This window comes from Methylobacterium sp. UNCCL125 (assembly GCF_900116795.1).
In the GTDB taxonomy this organism is placed as follows: domain Bacteria; phylum Pseudomonadota; class Alphaproteobacteria; order Rhizobiales; family Beijerinckiaceae; genus Methylobacterium; species Methylobacterium fujisawaense.
This window is the reverse complement of the sequence record NZ_FPBW01000015.1, coordinates 58,879-75,293: the sequence shown is the minus strand read 5'-3', so window position 1 is coordinate 75,293 and position 16,415 is coordinate 58,879. Positions and strand designations below refer to the sequence as shown.

Here is a 16,415-nt window from a genome sequence, read left to right as displayed (position 1 = left end):
GCGCGTCGTTGTAGCGCTTTGCAAGGCCCTGGTGTTAGTCTACGCCGAACTTTCTGGTTCGACCGGTGCGTGAGGGGAGACAGGCCGCGGTGGCGACGTTCGGCGAGAAGATCAAGGAGCTGAGGAAGAAGGCGGGTCTGACGCTCGACCAGCTCGCCGAGATGACCGGCTCCAGCAAGTCGTACGTCTGGGAGGTGGAGAACAAGAATCCCCCTAGGCCCTCGGCCGAGAAGATCGACCGGATCGCGAAGGCGCTCGGCGTGACCGCCGATTACCTGATGGACGCCCAGGCCGACTTGGCGACCGCGGAGGACGAGGCGTTCTTCCGGAAGTACAGGGGCCTCGATCCGGACGTGAAGGATCAGATCCGCCGGATTACCGAGACCTTCCGGAAATAGGCATCGTCTGACGTCGAAAGGCGTAGGCTGGCGTTGCCCTGGCCTCGCTTGGCTGCGAGCCTGGACCTGTGAGCGATTCAGGTTCCGGTCGATGCCAGACACATCCGAGATGACACCGATGAGGTGGGCCAACCGGCTCACCCGGATGCTCGACGCGGTGAAGGGGTCCGACCGTTACCCGGTCGACGTCGAGGAACTGATCCTCGAATATTCCCGGGTCATCTCGCCGGACGACCCGGTGCTTGAGATCGTCAGCCGGCCCCTGAGGGGGTTCGAGGGCGCGCTGGTTCCGGTGCGCGAGGCCCCTTGCGGATGGCTCGTCGTCAGCAACTCGTCGGCCTCGCCTGGCAGGCGCCGGTTCACGGTCGCGCACGAGGTCGCCCATTACATCCTTCACCGTGACCGCATTCCCCCGCAGGGCATCTACTGCAAGGAGGAAGACGTCAGCCGCCGGGCCGGCAAGGACATCGAGAAGGAGGCGGACACGTTCGCCGCGGCGCTCCTCATGCCCCTCCATGACCTGCGGCGGCAGATCGATCCGAAGGCAAAGCCGACTCTGGCGGACCTCGGCGCGCTGGCCGAGCGTTACGGCGTATCGCTTACGGCGGTGACGCTGAGGTGGCTCGAAATCACCGAACGCCGGTCGCTCATGGTCGTCTCCACGGAGGGATATGCCCTCTGGGCGAGGTCGAGCGAGCCGGCGTTCAAGTCCGGTCGCTTCATCAGGACGTCAGGCACCCCGCACGAGATCCCCGCGGGCGCCGGTGCGTCGCAGCCCGATCTGACGGAAGCCTGCCGGGCTGGTATCGCCCACCCCTCGGGCATCTGGTTCGACGAGGAAGTCGAGGAATTCACGGTTCATGCGACGGCGTTCGACCAGGCCATCACGATACTGCATCTCGGCGAGGGACGGGCGCGCTGGGAGGTGGTGGAGGAACATGAACCGGACGTGGTCGACAGGTTCGAGAAGGGCGGTCGTTCCTGAACACCGCATCGGGCGCCGCCGCGTTGTGTCCCCTGGTGTCGCTTGAGCGGTAACGAGTTGATCGGCCCGCTACGACCGACGCGTTCGGTGAGAGCTTCTTCACGCCCTGGGGCCATGCTGTGCCGAACGGTTTCGGGGCGGCGGTCATGGTGGACAGGGCAGAGGTCTTTCGCGTCGCGGACAAGCTGCGGGCGCTTAGGGGCGACAAGAAGGTCCGGGTCTCGGTGCGGCGGGTGCGCGACGCGCTCGAACGGAAGGGGTCGTTCAGCGACGTCGGGCCGGAGCTCCTGCGGTGGAAGGCGGCCCGCAACTACCAGCCCGTCATCGAGCTGATGGAACTGCCGGACGCCCTGCAGCGGCGCCTGGGCGACTTCGGCAAGGCGTTGCTGGACGAGGTGCAGGCACACGAGAGCCGCATCCGGGACGGCGAGCGCAGGAACTTCGAGGTGGAGCGGGAAGCCTACGGCTACATGCTCGACGAGGCCGGGATGACGGTCGACGTGCTGGAGGCGCGGGTGGCGGCGTTGACCGCGGAGGTCGAGCGCTTGCGCAGGGACGGCGCCACGGAGACGGCTGCCGGACGGACCCCCGAGGAGATGGCCGAGGAGGAGCGCCGCCGGGGCGTCTGGGAGCGCGGCGCGTCCCTGCGGGCGCTGATGGCACGCAAGATGGACGAGAAGGTCGTCCCCGGCGCCCAGGAGGCGTTCTGGCAGGATGTCGAGCGCGAGGTGCTGGCGCTGTTGCGCAAGCGTGGCCCGATGCCCGCGGGGGACCTGCTGACGAACCTGTCGGGGAACCTGCTGAACCGCGGCGCGGACGTCGAGATGCCGCTGTCGGTGGGCTGGCTGCGCTTCCGCCTGCGGGCCCTGGCGGTCGAGGGCGGATCGCTGGTCGAGAAGGGCGGCCGCTTCGTTCCCGCGGAGAAGGGCATCGAGGTCATGCCCGAGGCGATTGCCCCGTGGATGGTGGACGAGGAACCGCCGACGACGGACGGCGACGCGGTGATGCGTGACGTGCGCGATGTCCTCGCACGTCACGGGCCGATGAGACCCTCCGAGATCGTCCCGCTCTTACCGGCGGGGACGACGGCGCTGGCAAGGCGATTCTGGTCGGATGGCTTGGACCGCTTCGCGAAGAAGATGTCCGAACGGGTGGGCCCCAAGACCTACTTCCACCCGCTCGGCGACGGTCGCTACGCGGCGGGTCCCGAGCCCGAGGGGGAGCAGGCCAAGCGAGTCCGAAGATAACGGATATCGGATAGCGGCACCCGTCACGCGTTACGAATTCGAGCATCTCGGTCAAGGCATCGGCCCGTCCGCTCGTATCCCCGGGGTGGGGGCGCAGGACGTCGTACGCCCCGGGACGTCGGCGACGGCCGGTCGTTGAGGGATGTCGAGCGCCCCATTCCGCCAGGTGGCTGGGAGCGGGTCGGGTTACGGCGTCAGGGACGGCTGCGCGTGACCTTCGGACGGGACGATGCCGGCTTCGCGGTTCGCTTCGTCGCCGCACCCGTCCTCGTCCTCGCGTTCGCCACCTTGCCGGGCTTCGGCTTGGCCGGCGGCTTGGTGCGCGGAGCCACCGCCGGGGCCTTGGCGGCGGAGGGAGGCTGCGGGTCGACCGCCATGTGCTTGCGCACGTCCTTGACGACCCCCCGGATGCCCTGGGCGATGTCGAGGAAGGCCAGGTCGGCGCTGCGCCAGTTGATCACCGGCTTGCCGTCCTTCGGCAACAGCTTGAATCCCGCCGCGTCGGTCGCCTTCCAATCGCAGGGTTTGTCCACCGCGGCGACGACCCGCATCGTGCCCTTGCGGCGCCGGCCCGTCGCCCGCTTGTACTCGATCTGCCAGCAGTAGTGGCTGTTGAGGTAACTCGGGCTCAGCAGGGCGACGAAGACGTGCGCCTTCTTGAGTTCACGCGCGATGTTCGCATCCAACGCGTCCCCGGCGTTCAGGTCGCCGTCGAACCAGGTCGTGACGTTGTCCCGCCTCAGCGGGGCGAGATGGGTCTCAAACCTGGCGCGCTCGTCGGCGTCGACGTGGCTGTAGGAGACGAAGATCCGCACCTCGGGCTTGCCCGGGGCGGCTGTCCGCGCGACCGTCGACGGCCGCGTGGCGGCCTTGCGGGGCGCAGCGGTCCGGCGACTTGGGGGCGGCTTCCCGGATCGAACGGGATTTCGGGCGGCCATGAAGCCTCCGTGACTGGCGGCCAAGGTCCAGGGATAGGCGCCAGGGTGCCGTTTTGTTCCATTGAAAGCCTAGGAACCACAGACTGATAGCCCCGACGCCGCCATGCCTCCGCGACGTGGCGGAACCCTTCGGGCGCTACGCAATCGGAGGGCCGTGCAGTTCGATGACCGTGTCGGCCTGGAAGCCGGAACCCTCGTCGATATGGCCTCGTGCATTGCAGACGATGCGCGTTCGCCCGACCAGGTAGTCGGCGTGGCGGTGGACATGGCCGTGGACCCAGAGGTCCGGTTCACCTCGCTCGATCCGGTTCCGGGACCGTCGGCCGGTCCGATGGCGGGGTCGCGGGGTGACCCCGTCGCGCCCGGGTCATGACCTTCCGGGGGCCCGGGCGGCGGACTTGGTCACGGGCGACGTCAGGGGTGCGCGTCGCATCGTTTCATCGTGGGCGGCGTTGACCTTGTCCCGAGGCATCCGACGCGGCGGAAAGCCGTGCGTCGCCCAAGAGCGGCCGGATGCGGGAACGGAAGGAAACGGTATGCCGAAGCCCATGTTCGACGAGAGCAACATCACCTGGCGGACGCTCGACTGGCTGCCGCATATCTCCTTCTTCGTCTACAAGGTCGACGAGGAGAATCGCATCGTCGATGTGGTGTTCAAGTTCGCCGCCAACCAGCGCGTGATGCTGCACCGGCACAAGAGCCCCTACGTGACCCTCGTGATGCAGGGTGAGCTCCGGTTCTATCGGCAGGATGGCACTCATAAGGAGACCCGCCCGACGGGCTCCTACGTCTCGGGCGTGGCGAACGGCGAGCCGCACCTGGAGGGTGGCGGCGACGAGGACGCCATCGTGTTCTTCAGCAACCGCAACATCGAGGACGCGCTCTACGAGTTCCTTGACGACGCGGGCAATCCCGTGCAGGTCCTCGGCATTGCAGACTTCAAGGCGCAACTCGAAGAGCAGGTCGCGACGGGTACCTACGAGAAGGTCACCGCCAGGGCCGCATGAAGACATGGCGACGCCGGGGATGCGGCAATCATCCCCGGCGTTCGTCGACGACCGACTTGGTTCGCTCGTCGGACCTCGATCTCAGAAGCGGGTGGTGAGGTTGGTCAGCCAATCCGGAGAGGCATTGACCAAGACGGTTTCCGCCGACTTGTCGTAGCCCGAGGCGATCATCAGGCCGGTTGCGACGAGGATCAGGCCGAGAGCCGCCTTCAGCCCCCTGCCCAGTCCCATCATCCGGTCGCGCCAGCGCATCAGCACCTCGCGCGACAGGGTGCCGAGCAGGAGCAGCGGCAGGGCCGCGCCGAGGCCGAACAGGAGCATGGTCAGCGCCACGATGCCGAGGTCGCGCCCCTGGGAGGCGAGCAGTGAGGCCGCCCCGAGAGTCGGGCCGACGCAGGGGCTCCACACCGCGCCGAGCAGCATCCCGACCCCGAATTGGCCGAGCAGGCCGGCGGTCGAGAAGCCGCCGAACCGGCTCTCCGTCCAGTTGCTGACTGGTCCGGCGGCTACGGCGAGCCGCGTCTGGGCCGCCGGGACCATCAGGACCACGCCGATCAGGATCAGCATTACGGCCGCGCCGGTCCGGAAGATGCCGGCGTCGAGGCCGATGGCGAAGCCGACGGTCGCCACAAACAGGCCTATGATCACGAACGACAGGGCAAGGCCGGTGGCGAGCGCCGCCGGGCCGAGCCTATGTTCCGAGGCCGCCGCGCCGAGCACCAGCGGCAGCAACGGCAGCACGCAGGGGGACAGCACCGAGAGGATGCCGGCGAGGAAGGCGAGGCCCAGGCTCGTGACCATGACGGCTCAGATCGCCTTGTCGAGGAGCGAGGAGATCGCCTCGGGCTTGGTCTCGCCAGCCGAGCGACCGGTCTCCTTCTCACCCTTGAAGGTGATGAGCGTGCTCTGCATCGTCGCGCCGAACTTCTTGACCACGTCCTTGCGGCTGTCGAAGTCGACGTCGAACACCTGCAGGTCCTTGAACTTCGGGTCGGCCTCAAGCTTCGACAGGATCGGCTTCTGGGCGGCGCAGGTGGTGCACCACGGCGCGGTGATGTGCACCAGGATAGGCTTTTCGGCCTTCTGGGCCGCCTCGAAGGCGGCGGGCGTGTAGGTCATCTCGGCGGCGCCGGCGGCGGTGCCGAACAGCATGGGAGCGACGGCGAAGGCGGCGAGCAGGATGCGTCGGGTCGTCATGGACGTTGTTCCCGTGATGGCTGGCTGGAGGTGGAAGTCGAGGCTCAGTTCGAGACCTGGGTGATTGCCCGGTCGACGTTCACGCGGGCCGACCAGTCCTTGGCGCTGTCCTGGCCCTTGAGATCGATCAGACGGGCGGCGGTGACGTCGACGTTCTTGAAGTCGGCCCCGGCGACGGTCGCGCCCGTGAGGTTGGCCCCCGACAGGTCGGAGCCCATCAGCACCACATTTGTGAGGTCGGCATCGGTGAGGTCGGCGTATTCGAGGCGCGAGCGCCCGAGGTTCGCCCCCTTCAGATTGGCACCCTTGAGGTTCACCGAGACGAACACGGTCCGCATGAGGCCCATGGACTGGTTCTTGATGTCGGCGCCGCCCTTGAGGTCGACCAGCGTCGCCCCGGCCATGTTGGCGCCCTTGAAGTCGCCGATGGGCATGGACCGGCTGAGGTCGGCCCGGCTGAGGTTAGCGTCGCGGGCGGTGATGCCGAACATCTTGGCGCCGACGAGCTTGGCGCCGGAGAGGTCGGCCTTGATGAACCAAGCCTGCTCCAGGTTCGCCCCGCTCAGGTCGGCGCCGCGCAGGTTGGCCTTGTTCAACCGCGCGGTGCGAAGGTTCGCGCCCTTGAGGTTCAGGCCCGACAGGTCGAGGCCGGCGAGCGCCTTGTCTGACAGGTCGATGGGCTTGCCGTCGGCCTTGGCGATCAGCGCCTCGACGTCGGCACGGGTCATCTCGGCCTTCGTCATCGCGGCCGAGCCCATGTCGGCGCCCAGGAGCAGGTCCTGTTCGGCATGGACCGGGGCGCTCAGGAGGATGGAGGCGAGCAGAAGGGGGGCGAGGCGGCGCATAGTTTTCTCCCGATGGTTTCGCCCCGGCCCACGGGAAGCCTTTGCTTCCTCATGCCGTCGCCCGAGCGGATTTTTGTTCTCTAGGGACGGTGGTACTGAGGACGTTTCCAAGCGTCTGTGACCCAGGTCACCGAAGGCTGTGGATCTCCAGGTTTCACGCATCGACCGGGGCATGGTGGCGTTCAATGACCGCCAGCCCGAGGAGGAAAACCATGCAGAGCGCCCATCAGGTCGAGCGCTGGATCGAGCGCTTTCCGCTGGTCCGGGATTTCAGCGCGAGCCATCTCCAGTTGGCGCGGGGTACGGTCGGTTTCCCCATCCTGGAAGCAGGTGCTATCGCGTACGAGCTCCAGGACTCATGCGCGAACTACCTCATGTGCATCGACGGCCGGACCCGCGTGTTCCGGATGTCCGAGGGTGGCCGGGAGATGCTGATCTACAAGGTCGGCGCCGGCGGGACCTGCGTCCTCACCACCCAATGCCTCCTCTCGGGCGGTGGCTTCCCGGCGCAGAGCGTCGCGGAGGCCCGGACCGAGTTGGCGGCCTTACCGGCCGATACCTTCCGCCAGCTGATGCGCGAGAGCGACGCCTTCCGGGACTTCGTCCTCGACGACTACACGAGGCTCCTGTCGGCGGTCTTCGACCTGGTGGAGGAGGTCGCCTTCGCACCGCTGGAGCAACGTCTGGCCCGCCGGCTGTTGGTCGAGGCCGACGCCGAGGGGATCGTCTGGAAGACGCATCAGCAACTAGCTTCCGACGTCGGGAGCGTGCGCGAGGTGATCAGCCGCCTCCTGGGAGAGTGGGCCGACACCGGCTTGGTCGAGGTCCGTCGCGGACAGGTCCAGTTGATGGACCGAGCGGGTCTGGCGGCTGGAAGGACGCCGTAGGTATCGAACGGCGTTGGTCGGGGTTCACGGCCCCTCGCCCGCAAGACGCCCCGAGACCGGGGCCAGATGCCTGGCACGGCGACCTGCACGTCTACGGCCATTCCCACGGCAGCATTCCGGCCACCCGGACAAGCCTCGACGTCGGCGTCGATTGCTGGGAGTGGAGCCCGGTCACGTTGGGCGAGATCCTCGCGAGAATGCAAGGGTCCCCGTCTACCAAGCCTTCGGCCTGATGGCGTAGCCGTGCTCTGTCTCGCGCTTGTCGGGCATGATGAACCTAGTGCCGAGCCACGAAAATCAACGACCGCTAGCCTCCGGCTGGCTCCGAGGCCTGAGGGGATACCCGGTCGTTTGGGGTACGAGCCGATTCCTTGTCGTCTTTGCCGAGCAGGCGCTCGAAGGCGACGTAGAAGGTCGGCGTCACGAACAGGGTGACGAAAGTGGCCACCAGTAGGCCGCCGATGACCACGGTGCCCATCGACACCCGGGCGTTGGCGCCTGCGCCGCTGGCGATGGCGAGCGGCACCGATCCCATGATGAAGGCGAACGAGGTCATCAGGATCGGGCGCATGCGCAGGCGCGCGGCGTCCTGCGCGGCCTTGAGCACGTCCTCGCCCTGCTTGCGCAGGTCCTCGGCGAAGGCGACGAGAAGGATCGAGTTCTTGGCGGCCAGCCCGACCAGGAGCAGGAGCCCGACCTGCCCGAAGATGTCGAGGGCGAGGCCCCGGATCGCCAGGAAGGCGACGGCGCCGAAGATTGCAATCGGCGTCCCGAGAAGGATCACGAAGGGCAGGCGCAATGACTCGTACTGCCCGGCCAGGAGGAGGAAGATCATCAGGGTGCCGAGGCCGAAAATCAGGGGCGCGTAGCCTCCCGCAATCTTTTCCTGATAGGCGACGTCCGTCCATTCGACCGCGTAGGTCGAGGGTAGCTTGGCGTCGGCCAACGCCTCGATGGCCGCGATGGCCGTTCCGGAACTGGCGTCCGCGGCGGTGTCCACCGCGATCTCGATGGTAGGATAGGTGTTGTAGGACAGGACCGCGGTCGGGCCGGTGACGAAGCTGGTCTGGATCAGCGAGCCCACCCGCACAGGTTCGCCACGGCTGTTGAGGACCGTCAGCGCCTCCACGTCCTGGATGGTACGGCGGCCGGAAGCCTCGCTCTGGACGTAGACCTGATAGACGTATCCGAAGCGGTTGAAGAGGTTCACGAAGCTCGAACCGACGAAGGTGCCCAACGCGTCGAAAAGGTTCTGCAGGGGCACGCCGAGTTGCTCCGCCTTGGCCCGGTCGATCTCCAGGCGCATTTGCGGAACGCCGTAAGTCGTGGTCGGAATCGCACGCCCGACCGAAGGCAGCTTCTCCATCTCGGCGATGAAGCGGTTGGCGGCTTGCGCCAGCTTCAGACCGCCGGTGCCGCTGCGATCCTGGAGCTCCAGGGTCAGGCCGCTGCGCGATCCGAGACCGGGAAGCGGGGATGGGTTCACCACCCGGACCTGGCCGTCGGGATCGTGCTTGAAGCGCTCCTGAACCGTGGCGATGACGTCGTTCACGCTCTCGGTACGCTCACCCCACGGCTTCAGCGTCGGGATCTGGAAGCCGTAGAATGGCGCGATGGCGTCGGCGAGGATGCTGCGCCCGGTGACGCCGATGGTGTGCTCCACGCTCGGTATCTCGCGCAGCGCTTGCCCGAGACGGTCGACCATCACGTTGGTACGGGCCACCGAGGCCCCCTTGGGCAAGACCACATCGGCGAAGAAGTAGCCCTGGTCCTCGTCCGGCACGAATCCGGAGGGCCGCGCCATGGTCATCCACACGGTGAGGGCCGCGAAGGCGACGAAGGCGATGGCGACGAGGGCGACATGACCGGTCAGCCAACCAATCGAGCTGACGAGACGACGGCTCGCCCCATCCAGCACGCGATTGAACCAACGCAGGGGCGCCCGCCACAGGCTCTCGTCCTTCGCGTCATGGTCGCGGTGCTTGAGGATCAGGCCGCACAGCGCCGGCGTGAGGGTGAGCGAGACCACCGCCGAGATCATCACCGAGATGGCGATGGTCAGGGCGAACTGATTGTAGAGCTTACCCGTGAGGCCGGGGATGAAGGCCACCGGGACGAACAGGGCGGCCAGGACCAGCGTGGTGGCGATGACCGGCCCTGCGACCTCCGTGACGGCTTCCCGCGAGGCCTCGCGCGGCGCCATGCCGTCGTCCATCAGGCGCTCGGTGTTCTCGACCACGATGATGGCGTCATCGACGACAAGGCCCACCGCCAGCACCATTCCGAGCAGGCTGAGGGTGTTGAACGAGAAGCCGAGCAGGGCCATCGGCCCGAAGGTGCCGACCAGCGCCACCGGGACCGCGATGGCCGGGATCAGGGTGGCGCGCCAGTTCTGGAGGAAGAGGTAGGTGACGATCACGACAAGCGCGAGGGCCTCGAACAGCGTCCGCACCACCTCGAAGATCGCCTCCTTCACGAACTCGGTCCGGTCGAGGGCGATGCGATACTTCAGCCCCGGCGGAAAGCGCTTGGCGAGGTCCTTCATCGTTTCGCGGGCGCCGTCCATCACCTGCACCGCGTTGGCGTCGGGGTTCTGGTAGAGACCGAGGGTAGCGGAGGCCGAACCATCGAAGCTCGACCGGACTCCGTATTGCTCGGATCCCAGCTCGACCCTGGCGACGTCCCGGATACGCACCACGGACCCGTCCGGGTTGGCACGCAGGAGGATGTTCCCGAACTCCTCCGGCTTGCGCAAGCGTCCCTGGGTGACGAGCTGCAACTCGAAGGCGGTGGCCTGGTCGACCGGCGGCTTGCCAAGGGTGCCGGTGGTGATCTGCGCGTTCTGCTGGCTGATGGCGTCGGTGACCGCGCCGGGGCTGATCCCGAAAGCCTCCATCTTCATCGGATCGAGCCACACGCGCATGGCGTAGCGCTTGTTCGAGAAGTTGACGATGCGGCCCATGCCCTGCACCCGACGCAGGGGCTTGATCACCTGGGTTTCGGCCCAATTGGCCAGGAACAGCTCGTCGTAGGGGGAGCCTTCGTCGGCGTAGAGCACGATGTTGCCGAGGCGCTGGCGCGAACTCTTCGTGATTTCGAGGCCCTGCGCGTTCACCGAGGGCGGCAGCTTGGCCTCCGCCCTGTTGGCGCGGGTCAGGACTTCCGCGGCGGCGGCGTCGAGGTCCGAGCCGACGTCGAAGGTCGCGTCCATGCTGACGCTGCCATCGGTGTTGCTGGTCGAGTTGATGTAGAGCAGGTTCTGCGCACCGTTGATCTCCTGCTCCAGCGGGATCGCGATGGCGTCATAGGCCTGCTGCGCGCTGGCACCGGGATACGTCGCCTGGATGTTGATGATCGGCGGGGCGATCTCCGGGAACTGCGCAATCGGCAGGGTGAGACCCGCGACTGCGCCAATCAGCGTGATGAGCACGGAGATGACGCCGGCGAGCACCGGCCGGTCGACGAAGCGGGCAAACATGCGGGAACGTGGCTTCCGGTCCAGGGCCGGATGCGGGGACCCTGCGATGCAACGTCTCGTCCCCAGGCGTGTTCCTCTCGCGCTGGGCGGTCGCGGTGGCCGGCCCCATCGGTCTTAAGGAGCATCGTTGGTGCGGGCAGCAGTCGGATACGGTGTCGGGGCGGGACTGATCGTCCTGCTGGGCGCAGGTGGCTGGTACATGGCCGGGCGCCCCTCGCCGGACCGGATCGTGGCCGCCCTGCCATTCGTAGGCGCGAAGGAAAGCGTGAAGGCCGAGGAGCCTCCCCTGGAGGTCCGGGTCATCGTCGCCCGCAAGCGTCAGGTGCCCATCGCCTTCACGTACACCGGCACGATCATCGCGCAGCAGGACGCGACCCTGCAGGCCCGGGTGACCGGCAACGTGACGGAGCGGCCCTTCGAGCCGGGCGGACACGTGAAGAAGGGGCAGGTCCTGTTCCGCATCGATCCACGCCCCTTCGAGGTCGCACTGCAGACAGCGAAGTCCCAGGCGGCGCAGGCACAGGCGCAGCTCACCTTCGCCCAGGCGGAGGTCGACCGCACCGAGTCCCTGGCCGACAAGGGCTATGCTACCGAGCAACGGTTCCAGCAGTTGCAATCGAACCGGACCTCCGCCGTCGCCCAGGTCCAGGGGGCCGAGGCCGCGATTGCCAGGCAGAACCTGAACCTGGATTACGCCATCGTGAACGCGCCCTTCGACGGACGCGCCAGCCTTTCGACGATCAATCCCGGCGACCTCGTGATCGAGAACCAGACCCAGCTCGTCTCGGTCGTGCAGCTCGATCCCATCGACATCCAGATGGCCCTTTCCTCGGAGGACTCCGAGACGATCCGGGCGGCGATGAAGGACGGAAGCGTCACGGTCGCCGTCCTCGACGCCGAGGGCAAGACCGTTCGCGAGGCCAGGATCTACCAGCTCGACAACCGCTTCGATCCCCGAACCGCCCGTCGTCTCGTCCGGGCGTTGATGCCCAACACCGACGAGCGCTTCCTGCCCGGGCAGTTCGTGCGCGCCAAGATCCAGACCGGCACGAAGGACAGGCTGCTGGTCCCCACCGTGTCCCTGGATGCGCAACTCGCGCAGCAGATCGTCTACGTCGTTGACGGGAACGGCACGGTGCAACAGCGGCCCGTGACCACCGGCGATGCCTATGGCGACGACACCGCGATCCTGGATGGACTCTCGGACGGCGACCGGGTGGTGGTCGACCACCTTCAGGACATGCGCCAGAACCTGAGGGTCGTCGTCCGACCGGACGCCGACGCCGGTCGGGACGGCAAAGCCGGACGCGCGGTGAACGGACCCGGATAGGGTCGATGACCCCCCAATCATCGAACCTCGTCGATCCACCCCAGTGACACCGGACAACATGCCGAACGACCGCCCCGTCATCCTGATGGCAGCCCTCCTCACCGTCGGCTGCTTCGCCACGGACGCACGGGCGAAGGAATGCCGTGCCACGCGGTCGGCCTACGACCGCATCGAGACGGGCATGAGCATGGCGCGGGTCCGGACAATCTTCGGATGCGAGGGCCGGCAGGTAACCCATATGACAATCGGCGCGACGCGCAGGGCGACCTATTCCTGGCGTGGGGCGGGTCGGTATGGCGCTAACGTCACCCTGACCTTCCGCAACGGGCATCTCACACGGAAAGCGCAACTCGGGCTGTGACGGTCGAGGCGTGGGGACGAGCCGGGCACCCTGGACGGTTGCCCCCGCCGAAGATTGAACCAGCTGGCCCGATGCTCCTCCGTCTCCGACGCCCCCTTACGCATCATGGAGGGACGGTTCGCAATCCTCACTCAAGCGTCGCTTCCCGTCATACGAGGACGGGCATGATGGCAACATGAGCATGAAATCGAGCGGGACGTCCCCGGAAGCCGCGGCCGGGGGGGCGGGGAAACTGCATCCCCGCAAGTTCGATCTGCTCAACCTCACGGTCGTCGACGTGAACGGCGGCCTACGCCCGTACCTCAACGTCTTCCTGCTGGTGCACCGGGAGTGGAGCGCCACGACCGTCGGATTGGTCACGACCGTCGCCGGTCTCATCGGCGTCGCCTTGCAGGCACCCCTCGGCGCCGTCATCGACGCCGCACGGGACAAGCGCATGGCCATTGTGGCGGCCCTGCTGGCGGCGTCGTCCGGGGCCGCGGTGATTGCGATCTGGCCCCAGTTCTGGCCGGTGCTCGTGGCCTTCACGATCTTGACCGCGGCAGGCAGCAGCTTCACCCCGACCATCGCCGGCCTCACCCTCGGCATCTTTCCGAAGGCGCGCCTGTCACGCCGGATGGGCCGCAACAGCGCGTGGTATCGTGGGGGCAATGTCTGCATCGCCGTTCTCATCGCCCTGGTGGGCTACGGCTTCCCGGACCGTGCGGTGTTCTTCCTCGTCCCAGCCCTATCGCTGCTGGCGGCGGCGGCCGTGCTCTCCATCCCGCGCGACATCGTCGGACAGGAGATCGCCGAGGAGGTGAAGCCCAAGGCGAAGGGCGGCTCCGCGTTCAAGGTGCTGCTCGCCAATCGCCCGCTTCTGATCTTCGCCGCTTCGATCTTCCTGTTTCAACTCGCCAACGGGCCGATGGCCTCGCTGGTCGCCCAGAAGATCTCCCTGGCGCACGAGAACTGGTCCGCCGCGATTACCTCCACGACCATCATCGCGGCCCAGGTGGTGATGCTGCCCATGGCCATCATGGTCGGGCGCTTCGCCGACGGTTGGGGGCGCAAGCCCATCATCCTGTTCGCGTTCGCGATGCTGCCCGTCCGAGCACTGCTCTACACGGTGTCCGACGACGCCATCTGGCTGTTCGCGGTCCAGTCCCTGGAGGGGGTCAGCACCGGCCTCTACAGCGCGATCAAGCCGCTGATGATCGCCGACTTCATGGAGGACAAGAGTCGCTACAACCTCGCCTCGGGAGCCATCGCGACCGTCCAGGGCGTCGCCATCGCCCTGTCGAACGTGCTCGCCGGCAGCATCGTCGACCTCAGCGGGTTCACCGCGGCGTTCCTTGTCTCCAGCGCCATCGGGACCGCCGCCGCTCTCCTGCTGACCCGGATGCCGGAACCGTCAGACGTCAAGGGCTGAGGTCGGTCGACCGTCACGCGCCCGGCGTCGACACGCCAACCAATCGGTGGGCAGCGGATACGAGAAGGCCCGGCCGCCAACCGAATGGGCGTCCGGGCCTACGTTCTTCGAGTATGAGTCGGTCAGACCCGGGAAGGCCTTACTTCTTCTTCGAGTAGTCGAAGGTCGGTGCCTTGTTGAGCGTGTCCTTGTCGGTGTCGACGTAGGCCGCCCACTTGTTGTCCTTGTTGCTCACCGAGATCGTCGAGGGGTCGAGGACCACGTAGCGCTCGCCCAGGCCGAGGAAGCCGCCGACGCTGACGATGACGCCGGTCACGGTCTTGCCGTTCTCGATGACGAGGTCCTCGATCTCGCCGACCGTCTCCTTGTTGTTGTTATAGACGTTCGTGCCGATCAGCTTCGACGAGGTGATGTCGGCCGGTTTCACGGTGACGAACTTGAGCTTCACCGTCGCCGTGTCGGCCATCTTCATGCCCATGTCGGACGCGGAGTGCGCGGTGGTGGCCGGAGCGGGCGTCTGAGCCAGGGCAGGAACGGCAACGCAGGTCAGGGCGAACGCGGCGGCAAGATTACGGAACGACAAAGCTTTTCTCCATTTGGAAATATGTGGGCGATAGTCTGAGGAAGACGATCATTTCGATGCCTCGACATCGTCGCCCCGGTCGTATCGGGAGGCTCAACGTACGCCTCCCGGAAACGTTTCAGACACATTCGAATTTTCCGCCTCACGATGCGGAGATGGCTCCGATGCCTCCCGGCGGCCGCGAAGGGGCGTCCGACGGCGCGGGAACACCGACGACCCGGAGGCATTGGGGCCTGGAAGATCGCAGCCCCAGTAGCAGCCGGAACGGACATCACCCTGCAATGACGAATAGAATCCCCCGGGCGGTCGCCCTCGTGGTCATGGTCGCTGGCCTAGGCGTCACGGCTCCCGCGTTCGCCCAGTCCGCGGCCAGCCGGATCGACCAGCCCACCCCGGGGACCTTGCCCTCGGGCACGTCGCAGGATGGCGGCAACGGCCGCGTCGCGCCGCCGAGTGCCATCCAGTCCTCCACCGACGTCATGAAGGGCGGGGCCGTTCAGGGTGACGGCGCGCCGTCGCGGACGAACCCGATCCAGCATCTCCCGATGGACATGCGCTGAGCGGCGGTGGCGCCGGTGCCGTGATCCGGCGCGTCCTCCACGTTGTCACCCTCGGCGCCGCTGCGGTTTTGGTCGCGTGCACGCTCCTGCCCCTGGTCCCGACCGAGTGGTGGGCCGTGCGGCTGCTGGACTTTCCGCGCCTGCATTGGGCCATTGGGCTCGTCGGGGTCGGTGTCGGACTCCTGCTTTTCCCGTCGAAGGCACGGTGGGTAACGGGCATCGCCGGGGCCGCGGTCCTCTTGGCCCTGGCGGTCAACGTCGCCATCCTGTGGCCGTACCGGCCGGACGGGGGTGGCCACGTGGAGGCATGCCCAGCGGACCGCAGCCTGTCCGTGCTGATCGCGAACGTCCAGCTTGGGAACCGCAACGCTCCCGGGTTGCTCGACACCGTTCGAAAAGCCGACCCCGACCTGTTCCTCGCGATGGAGACGGATGCTTGGTGGGACGGGGCGCTCAATCCCCTCAGGGAGCGGATGCCGAACGTCCTGAAGCGGATCACCGGGTCGTACTACGGGATCGAGCTCTATTCTCGCCTGCCCCTGGTCAACGGCGAGATCCGCCATCTCGCGAAGCGGGATACGCCGGCCATCGTCACCGGCGTGACCATGAGGACCGGCGAGACCGTCGACTTCGTCGGGCTCCACCCGAAGCCGCCGCTCCCGTGGCAGTCCTCCCTCGGCAGGGACGCCGAACTCTACGCGGCCGCGGGCATCCTGAACGAGCGCGTCGAGCCCGGCATCCTGGCGGGCGACCTCAACGCGACCCCGTGGGAGATCGCGGTCGAGCGCATGCGGCAGCTCTCGGGCCTCGTCGACCCACGCCGTGGCTATGGCTACGTAGCAACCTGGAACGCCGGATCCTCCTGGCTGCGCTGGCCCCTCGACCAGATTTTCCACGAGGGGGGATTCGCGACGGTGTCCATCGAACGGCTCGACGGCTTCGGGTCCGACCACTTCCCCTACCTCGCCCGCCTATGCCGGCGTACCGACGCTTCCATCGATCCCGTCTCGCATCCGGACGAGGCTGACGTCGCCGCGGCCAACGCCACCCTCGCCGCCGCTGGGGCGGTGGAGAGGATAAGATTACCCAAGGACCACTGAGACGACCTCCGCCGGGAGCGACGTGTCCGATCTCTTGTTGCATCGCGGCATCGAACCGCGTTATGGGCCCTCATCCAACAGGACCCGG

The 16,415-nt window shown here is 67.1% G+C and carries 17 protein-coding genes; 11 read left to right on the top strand and 6 right to left on the bottom strand.

Going from position 1 to position 16,415, the window contains the following annotated elements; translation table 11 throughout:
- Window positions 1-89: 89 nt before the first annotated feature.
- From BM396_RS16570 to BM396_RS16560, 3 genes are all read left to right on the top strand, one after another.
- Window positions 90-398 (top strand): helix-turn-helix domain-containing protein, encoded by a 309-nt coding sequence (locus BM396_RS16570; protein WP_043382550.1) that lies wholly within the window; start codon window positions 90-92, stop codon window positions 396-398.
- Window positions 399-543: 145 nt separating this feature from the next.
- Window positions 544-1,383: an ImmA/IrrE family metallo-endopeptidase gene (locus BM396_RS16565; RefSeq protein ID WP_244538888.1), complete on the top strand. Its 840-nt coding sequence runs from the start codon at window positions 544-546 to the stop codon at window positions 1,381-1,383.
- Between the two features lie 146 nt (window positions 1,384-1,529).
- Window positions 1,530-2,630: a DNA-binding protein gene (locus tag BM396_RS16560; RefSeq protein WP_043382545.1), complete on the top strand. Its 1,101-nt coding sequence runs from the start codon at window positions 1,530-1,532 to the stop codon at window positions 2,628-2,630.
- Window positions 2,631-2,824: 194 nt separating this feature from the next.
- Here BM396_RS16560 and BM396_RS16555 read toward each other — a convergent pair whose 3' ends face one another.
- Window positions 2,825-3,445 carry a toll/interleukin-1 receptor domain-containing protein gene (locus BM396_RS16555; protein ID WP_051976069.1) on the bottom strand — a complete coding sequence of 207 codons (621 nt, stop codon included), beginning with the start codon at window positions 3,443-3,445 and terminating at the stop codon, window positions 2,825-2,827.
- Window positions 3,446-3,722: 277 nt separating this feature from the next.
- Here BM396_RS16555 and BM396_RS16550 point away from each other — a divergent pair, with 277 nt between their 5' ends.
- Together BM396_RS16550 and BM396_RS16545 are read left to right on the top strand one after the other, a co-directional pair.
- A complete protein-coding gene (locus BM396_RS16550; RefSeq protein WP_043382542.1) occupies window positions 3,723-3,941 on the top strand; it encodes a hypothetical protein in 219 nt (72 codons plus the stop codon).
- A 163-nt stretch (window positions 3,942-4,104) separates the two neighbouring features.
- Window positions 4,105-4,575, top strand: a complete 471-nt coding sequence (locus BM396_RS16545; RefSeq protein ID WP_043382541.1) for a cupin domain-containing protein — start codon at window positions 4,105-4,107, stop codon at window positions 4,573-4,575.
- 81 nt (window positions 4,576-4,656) lie between these two features.
- On the opposite strand, the gene BM396_RS16540 is transcribed toward BM396_RS16545, so the two are convergent.
- From BM396_RS16540 to BM396_RS16530, 3 genes are read right to left on the bottom strand one after another with little or no spacing between them, the layout of a single operon-like run.
- A complete protein-coding gene (locus BM396_RS16540) occupies window positions 4,657-5,376 on the bottom strand; it encodes a cytochrome c biogenesis CcdA family protein (protein WP_043382538.1) in 720 nt (239 codons plus the stop codon).
- A 6-nt stretch (window positions 5,377-5,382) separates the two neighbouring features.
- Complete coding sequence (locus BM396_RS16535; RefSeq protein WP_043382534.1) at window positions 5,383-5,772, bottom strand: thioredoxin family protein; 390 nt, start codon at window positions 5,770-5,772, stop codon at window positions 5,383-5,385.
- A 44-nt stretch (window positions 5,773-5,816) separates the two neighbouring features.
- Window positions 5,817-6,617 carry a pentapeptide repeat-containing protein gene (locus tag BM396_RS16530; RefSeq protein WP_043382532.1) on the bottom strand — a complete coding sequence of 267 codons (801 nt, stop codon included), beginning with the start codon at window positions 6,615-6,617 and terminating at the stop codon, window positions 5,817-5,819.
- A gap of 212 nt (window positions 6,618-6,829) precedes the next feature.
- On the opposite strand from BM396_RS16530, the gene BM396_RS16525 reads away from it, so the two are divergent.
- Window positions 6,830-7,504, top strand: coding sequence for a Crp/Fnr family transcriptional regulator (locus BM396_RS16525; RefSeq protein WP_043382530.1), 675 nt, complete (start codon window positions 6,830-6,832; stop codon window positions 7,502-7,504).
- Window positions 7,505-7,811: 307 nt separating this feature from the next.
- Here BM396_RS16525 and BM396_RS16515 read toward each other — a convergent pair whose 3' ends face one another.
- On the bottom strand, window positions 7,812-10,982 hold the full coding sequence (locus BM396_RS16515; protein ID WP_043382526.1) for an efflux RND transporter permease subunit: 3,171 nt from the start codon (window positions 10,980-10,982) through the stop codon (window positions 7,812-7,814).
- A 199-nt stretch (window positions 10,983-11,181) separates the two neighbouring features.
- Here BM396_RS16515 and BM396_RS16510 point away from each other — a divergent pair, with 199 nt between their 5' ends.
- The 3 genes from BM396_RS16510 to BM396_RS16500 all read left to right on the top strand — a co-directional run bounded on the left by BM396_RS16510 (window position 11,182) and on the right by BM396_RS16500 (window position 14,084).
- Complete coding sequence (locus BM396_RS16510; RefSeq protein WP_081948659.1) at window positions 11,182-12,312, top strand: efflux RND transporter periplasmic adaptor subunit; 1,131 nt, start codon at window positions 11,182-11,184, stop codon at window positions 12,310-12,312.
- Between the two features lie 58 nt (window positions 12,313-12,370).
- Window positions 12,371-12,673, top strand: a complete 303-nt coding sequence (locus BM396_RS16505; protein WP_043382738.1) for a DUF3862 domain-containing protein — start codon at window positions 12,371-12,373, stop codon at window positions 12,671-12,673.
- Window positions 12,674-12,848: 175 nt separating this feature from the next.
- Window positions 12,849-14,084: an MFS transporter gene (locus tag BM396_RS16500; protein WP_051976068.1), complete on the top strand. Its 1,236-nt coding sequence runs from the start codon at window positions 12,849-12,851 to the stop codon at window positions 14,082-14,084.
- Between the two features lie 139 nt (window positions 14,085-14,223).
- Here the strand turns inward: BM396_RS16500 and BM396_RS16495 are convergent, their stop codons facing one another.
- Window positions 14,224-14,610 (bottom strand): PRC-barrel domain-containing protein, encoded by a 387-nt coding sequence (locus tag BM396_RS16495; protein WP_244538892.1) that lies wholly within the window; start codon window positions 14,608-14,610, stop codon window positions 14,224-14,226.
- Window positions 14,611-14,948: 338 nt separating this feature from the next.
- Between BM396_RS16495 and BM396_RS16490 the strand changes: the two genes are divergently transcribed.
- Both BM396_RS16490 and BM396_RS16485 read left to right on the top strand, forming a co-directional pair.
- Window positions 14,949-15,227: a hypothetical protein gene (locus BM396_RS16490; protein ID WP_043382522.1), complete on the top strand. Its 279-nt coding sequence runs from the start codon at window positions 14,949-14,951 to the stop codon at window positions 15,225-15,227.
- Between the two features lie 20 nt (window positions 15,228-15,247).
- Window positions 15,248-16,327: an endonuclease/exonuclease/phosphatase family protein gene (locus tag BM396_RS16485; RefSeq protein ID WP_051976067.1), complete on the top strand. Its 1,080-nt coding sequence runs from the start codon at window positions 15,248-15,250 to the stop codon at window positions 16,325-16,327.
- Window positions 16,328-16,415: the final 88 nt, after the last annotated feature.

Bases quoted from the DNA above. Each gene is read 5' to 3' on its own strand.
- BM396_RS16565 (WP_244538888.1), top strand. From the start codon at position 544: ATGCTCGACGCGGTGAAGGGGTCCGACCGTTACCCGGTCGACGTCGAG.
- BM396_RS16560 (WP_043382545.1), top strand. From the start codon at position 1,530: ATGGTGGACAGGGCAGAGGTCTTTCGCGTCGCGGACAAGCTGCGGGCG.
- BM396_RS16545 (WP_043382541.1), top strand. From the start codon at position 4,105: ATGCCGAAGCCCATGTTCGACGAGAGCAACATCACCTGGCGGACGCTC.
- BM396_RS16540 (WP_043382538.1), bottom strand. From the start codon at position 5,376: ATGGTCACGAGCCTGGGCCTCGCCTTCCTCGCCGGCATCCTCTCGGTG.
- BM396_RS16535 (WP_043382534.1), bottom strand. From the start codon at position 5,772: ATGACGACCCGACGCATCCTGCTCGCCGCCTTCGCCGTCGCTCCCATG.
- BM396_RS16530 (WP_043382532.1), bottom strand. From the start codon at position 6,617: ATGCGCCGCCTCGCCCCCCTTCTGCTCGCCTCCATCCTCCTGAGCGCC.
- BM396_RS16525 (WP_043382530.1), top strand. From the start codon at position 6,830: ATGCAGAGCGCCCATCAGGTCGAGCGCTGGATCGAGCGCTTTCCGCTG.
- BM396_RS16515 (WP_043382526.1), bottom strand. From the start codon at position 10,982: ATGTTTGCCCGCTTCGTCGACCGGCCGGTGCTCGCCGGCGTCATCTCC.
- BM396_RS16510 (WP_081948659.1), top strand. From the start codon at position 11,182: ATGGCCGGGCGCCCCTCGCCGGACCGGATCGTGGCCGCCCTGCCATTC.
- BM396_RS16505 (WP_043382738.1), top strand. From the start codon at position 12,371: ATGCCGAACGACCGCCCCGTCATCCTGATGGCAGCCCTCCTCACCGTC.
- BM396_RS16500 (WP_051976068.1), top strand. From the start codon at position 12,849: ATGAGCATGAAATCGAGCGGGACGTCCCCGGAAGCCGCGGCCGGGGGG.
- BM396_RS16490 (WP_043382522.1), top strand. From the start codon at position 14,949: ATGACGAATAGAATCCCCCGGGCGGTCGCCCTCGTGGTCATGGTCGCT.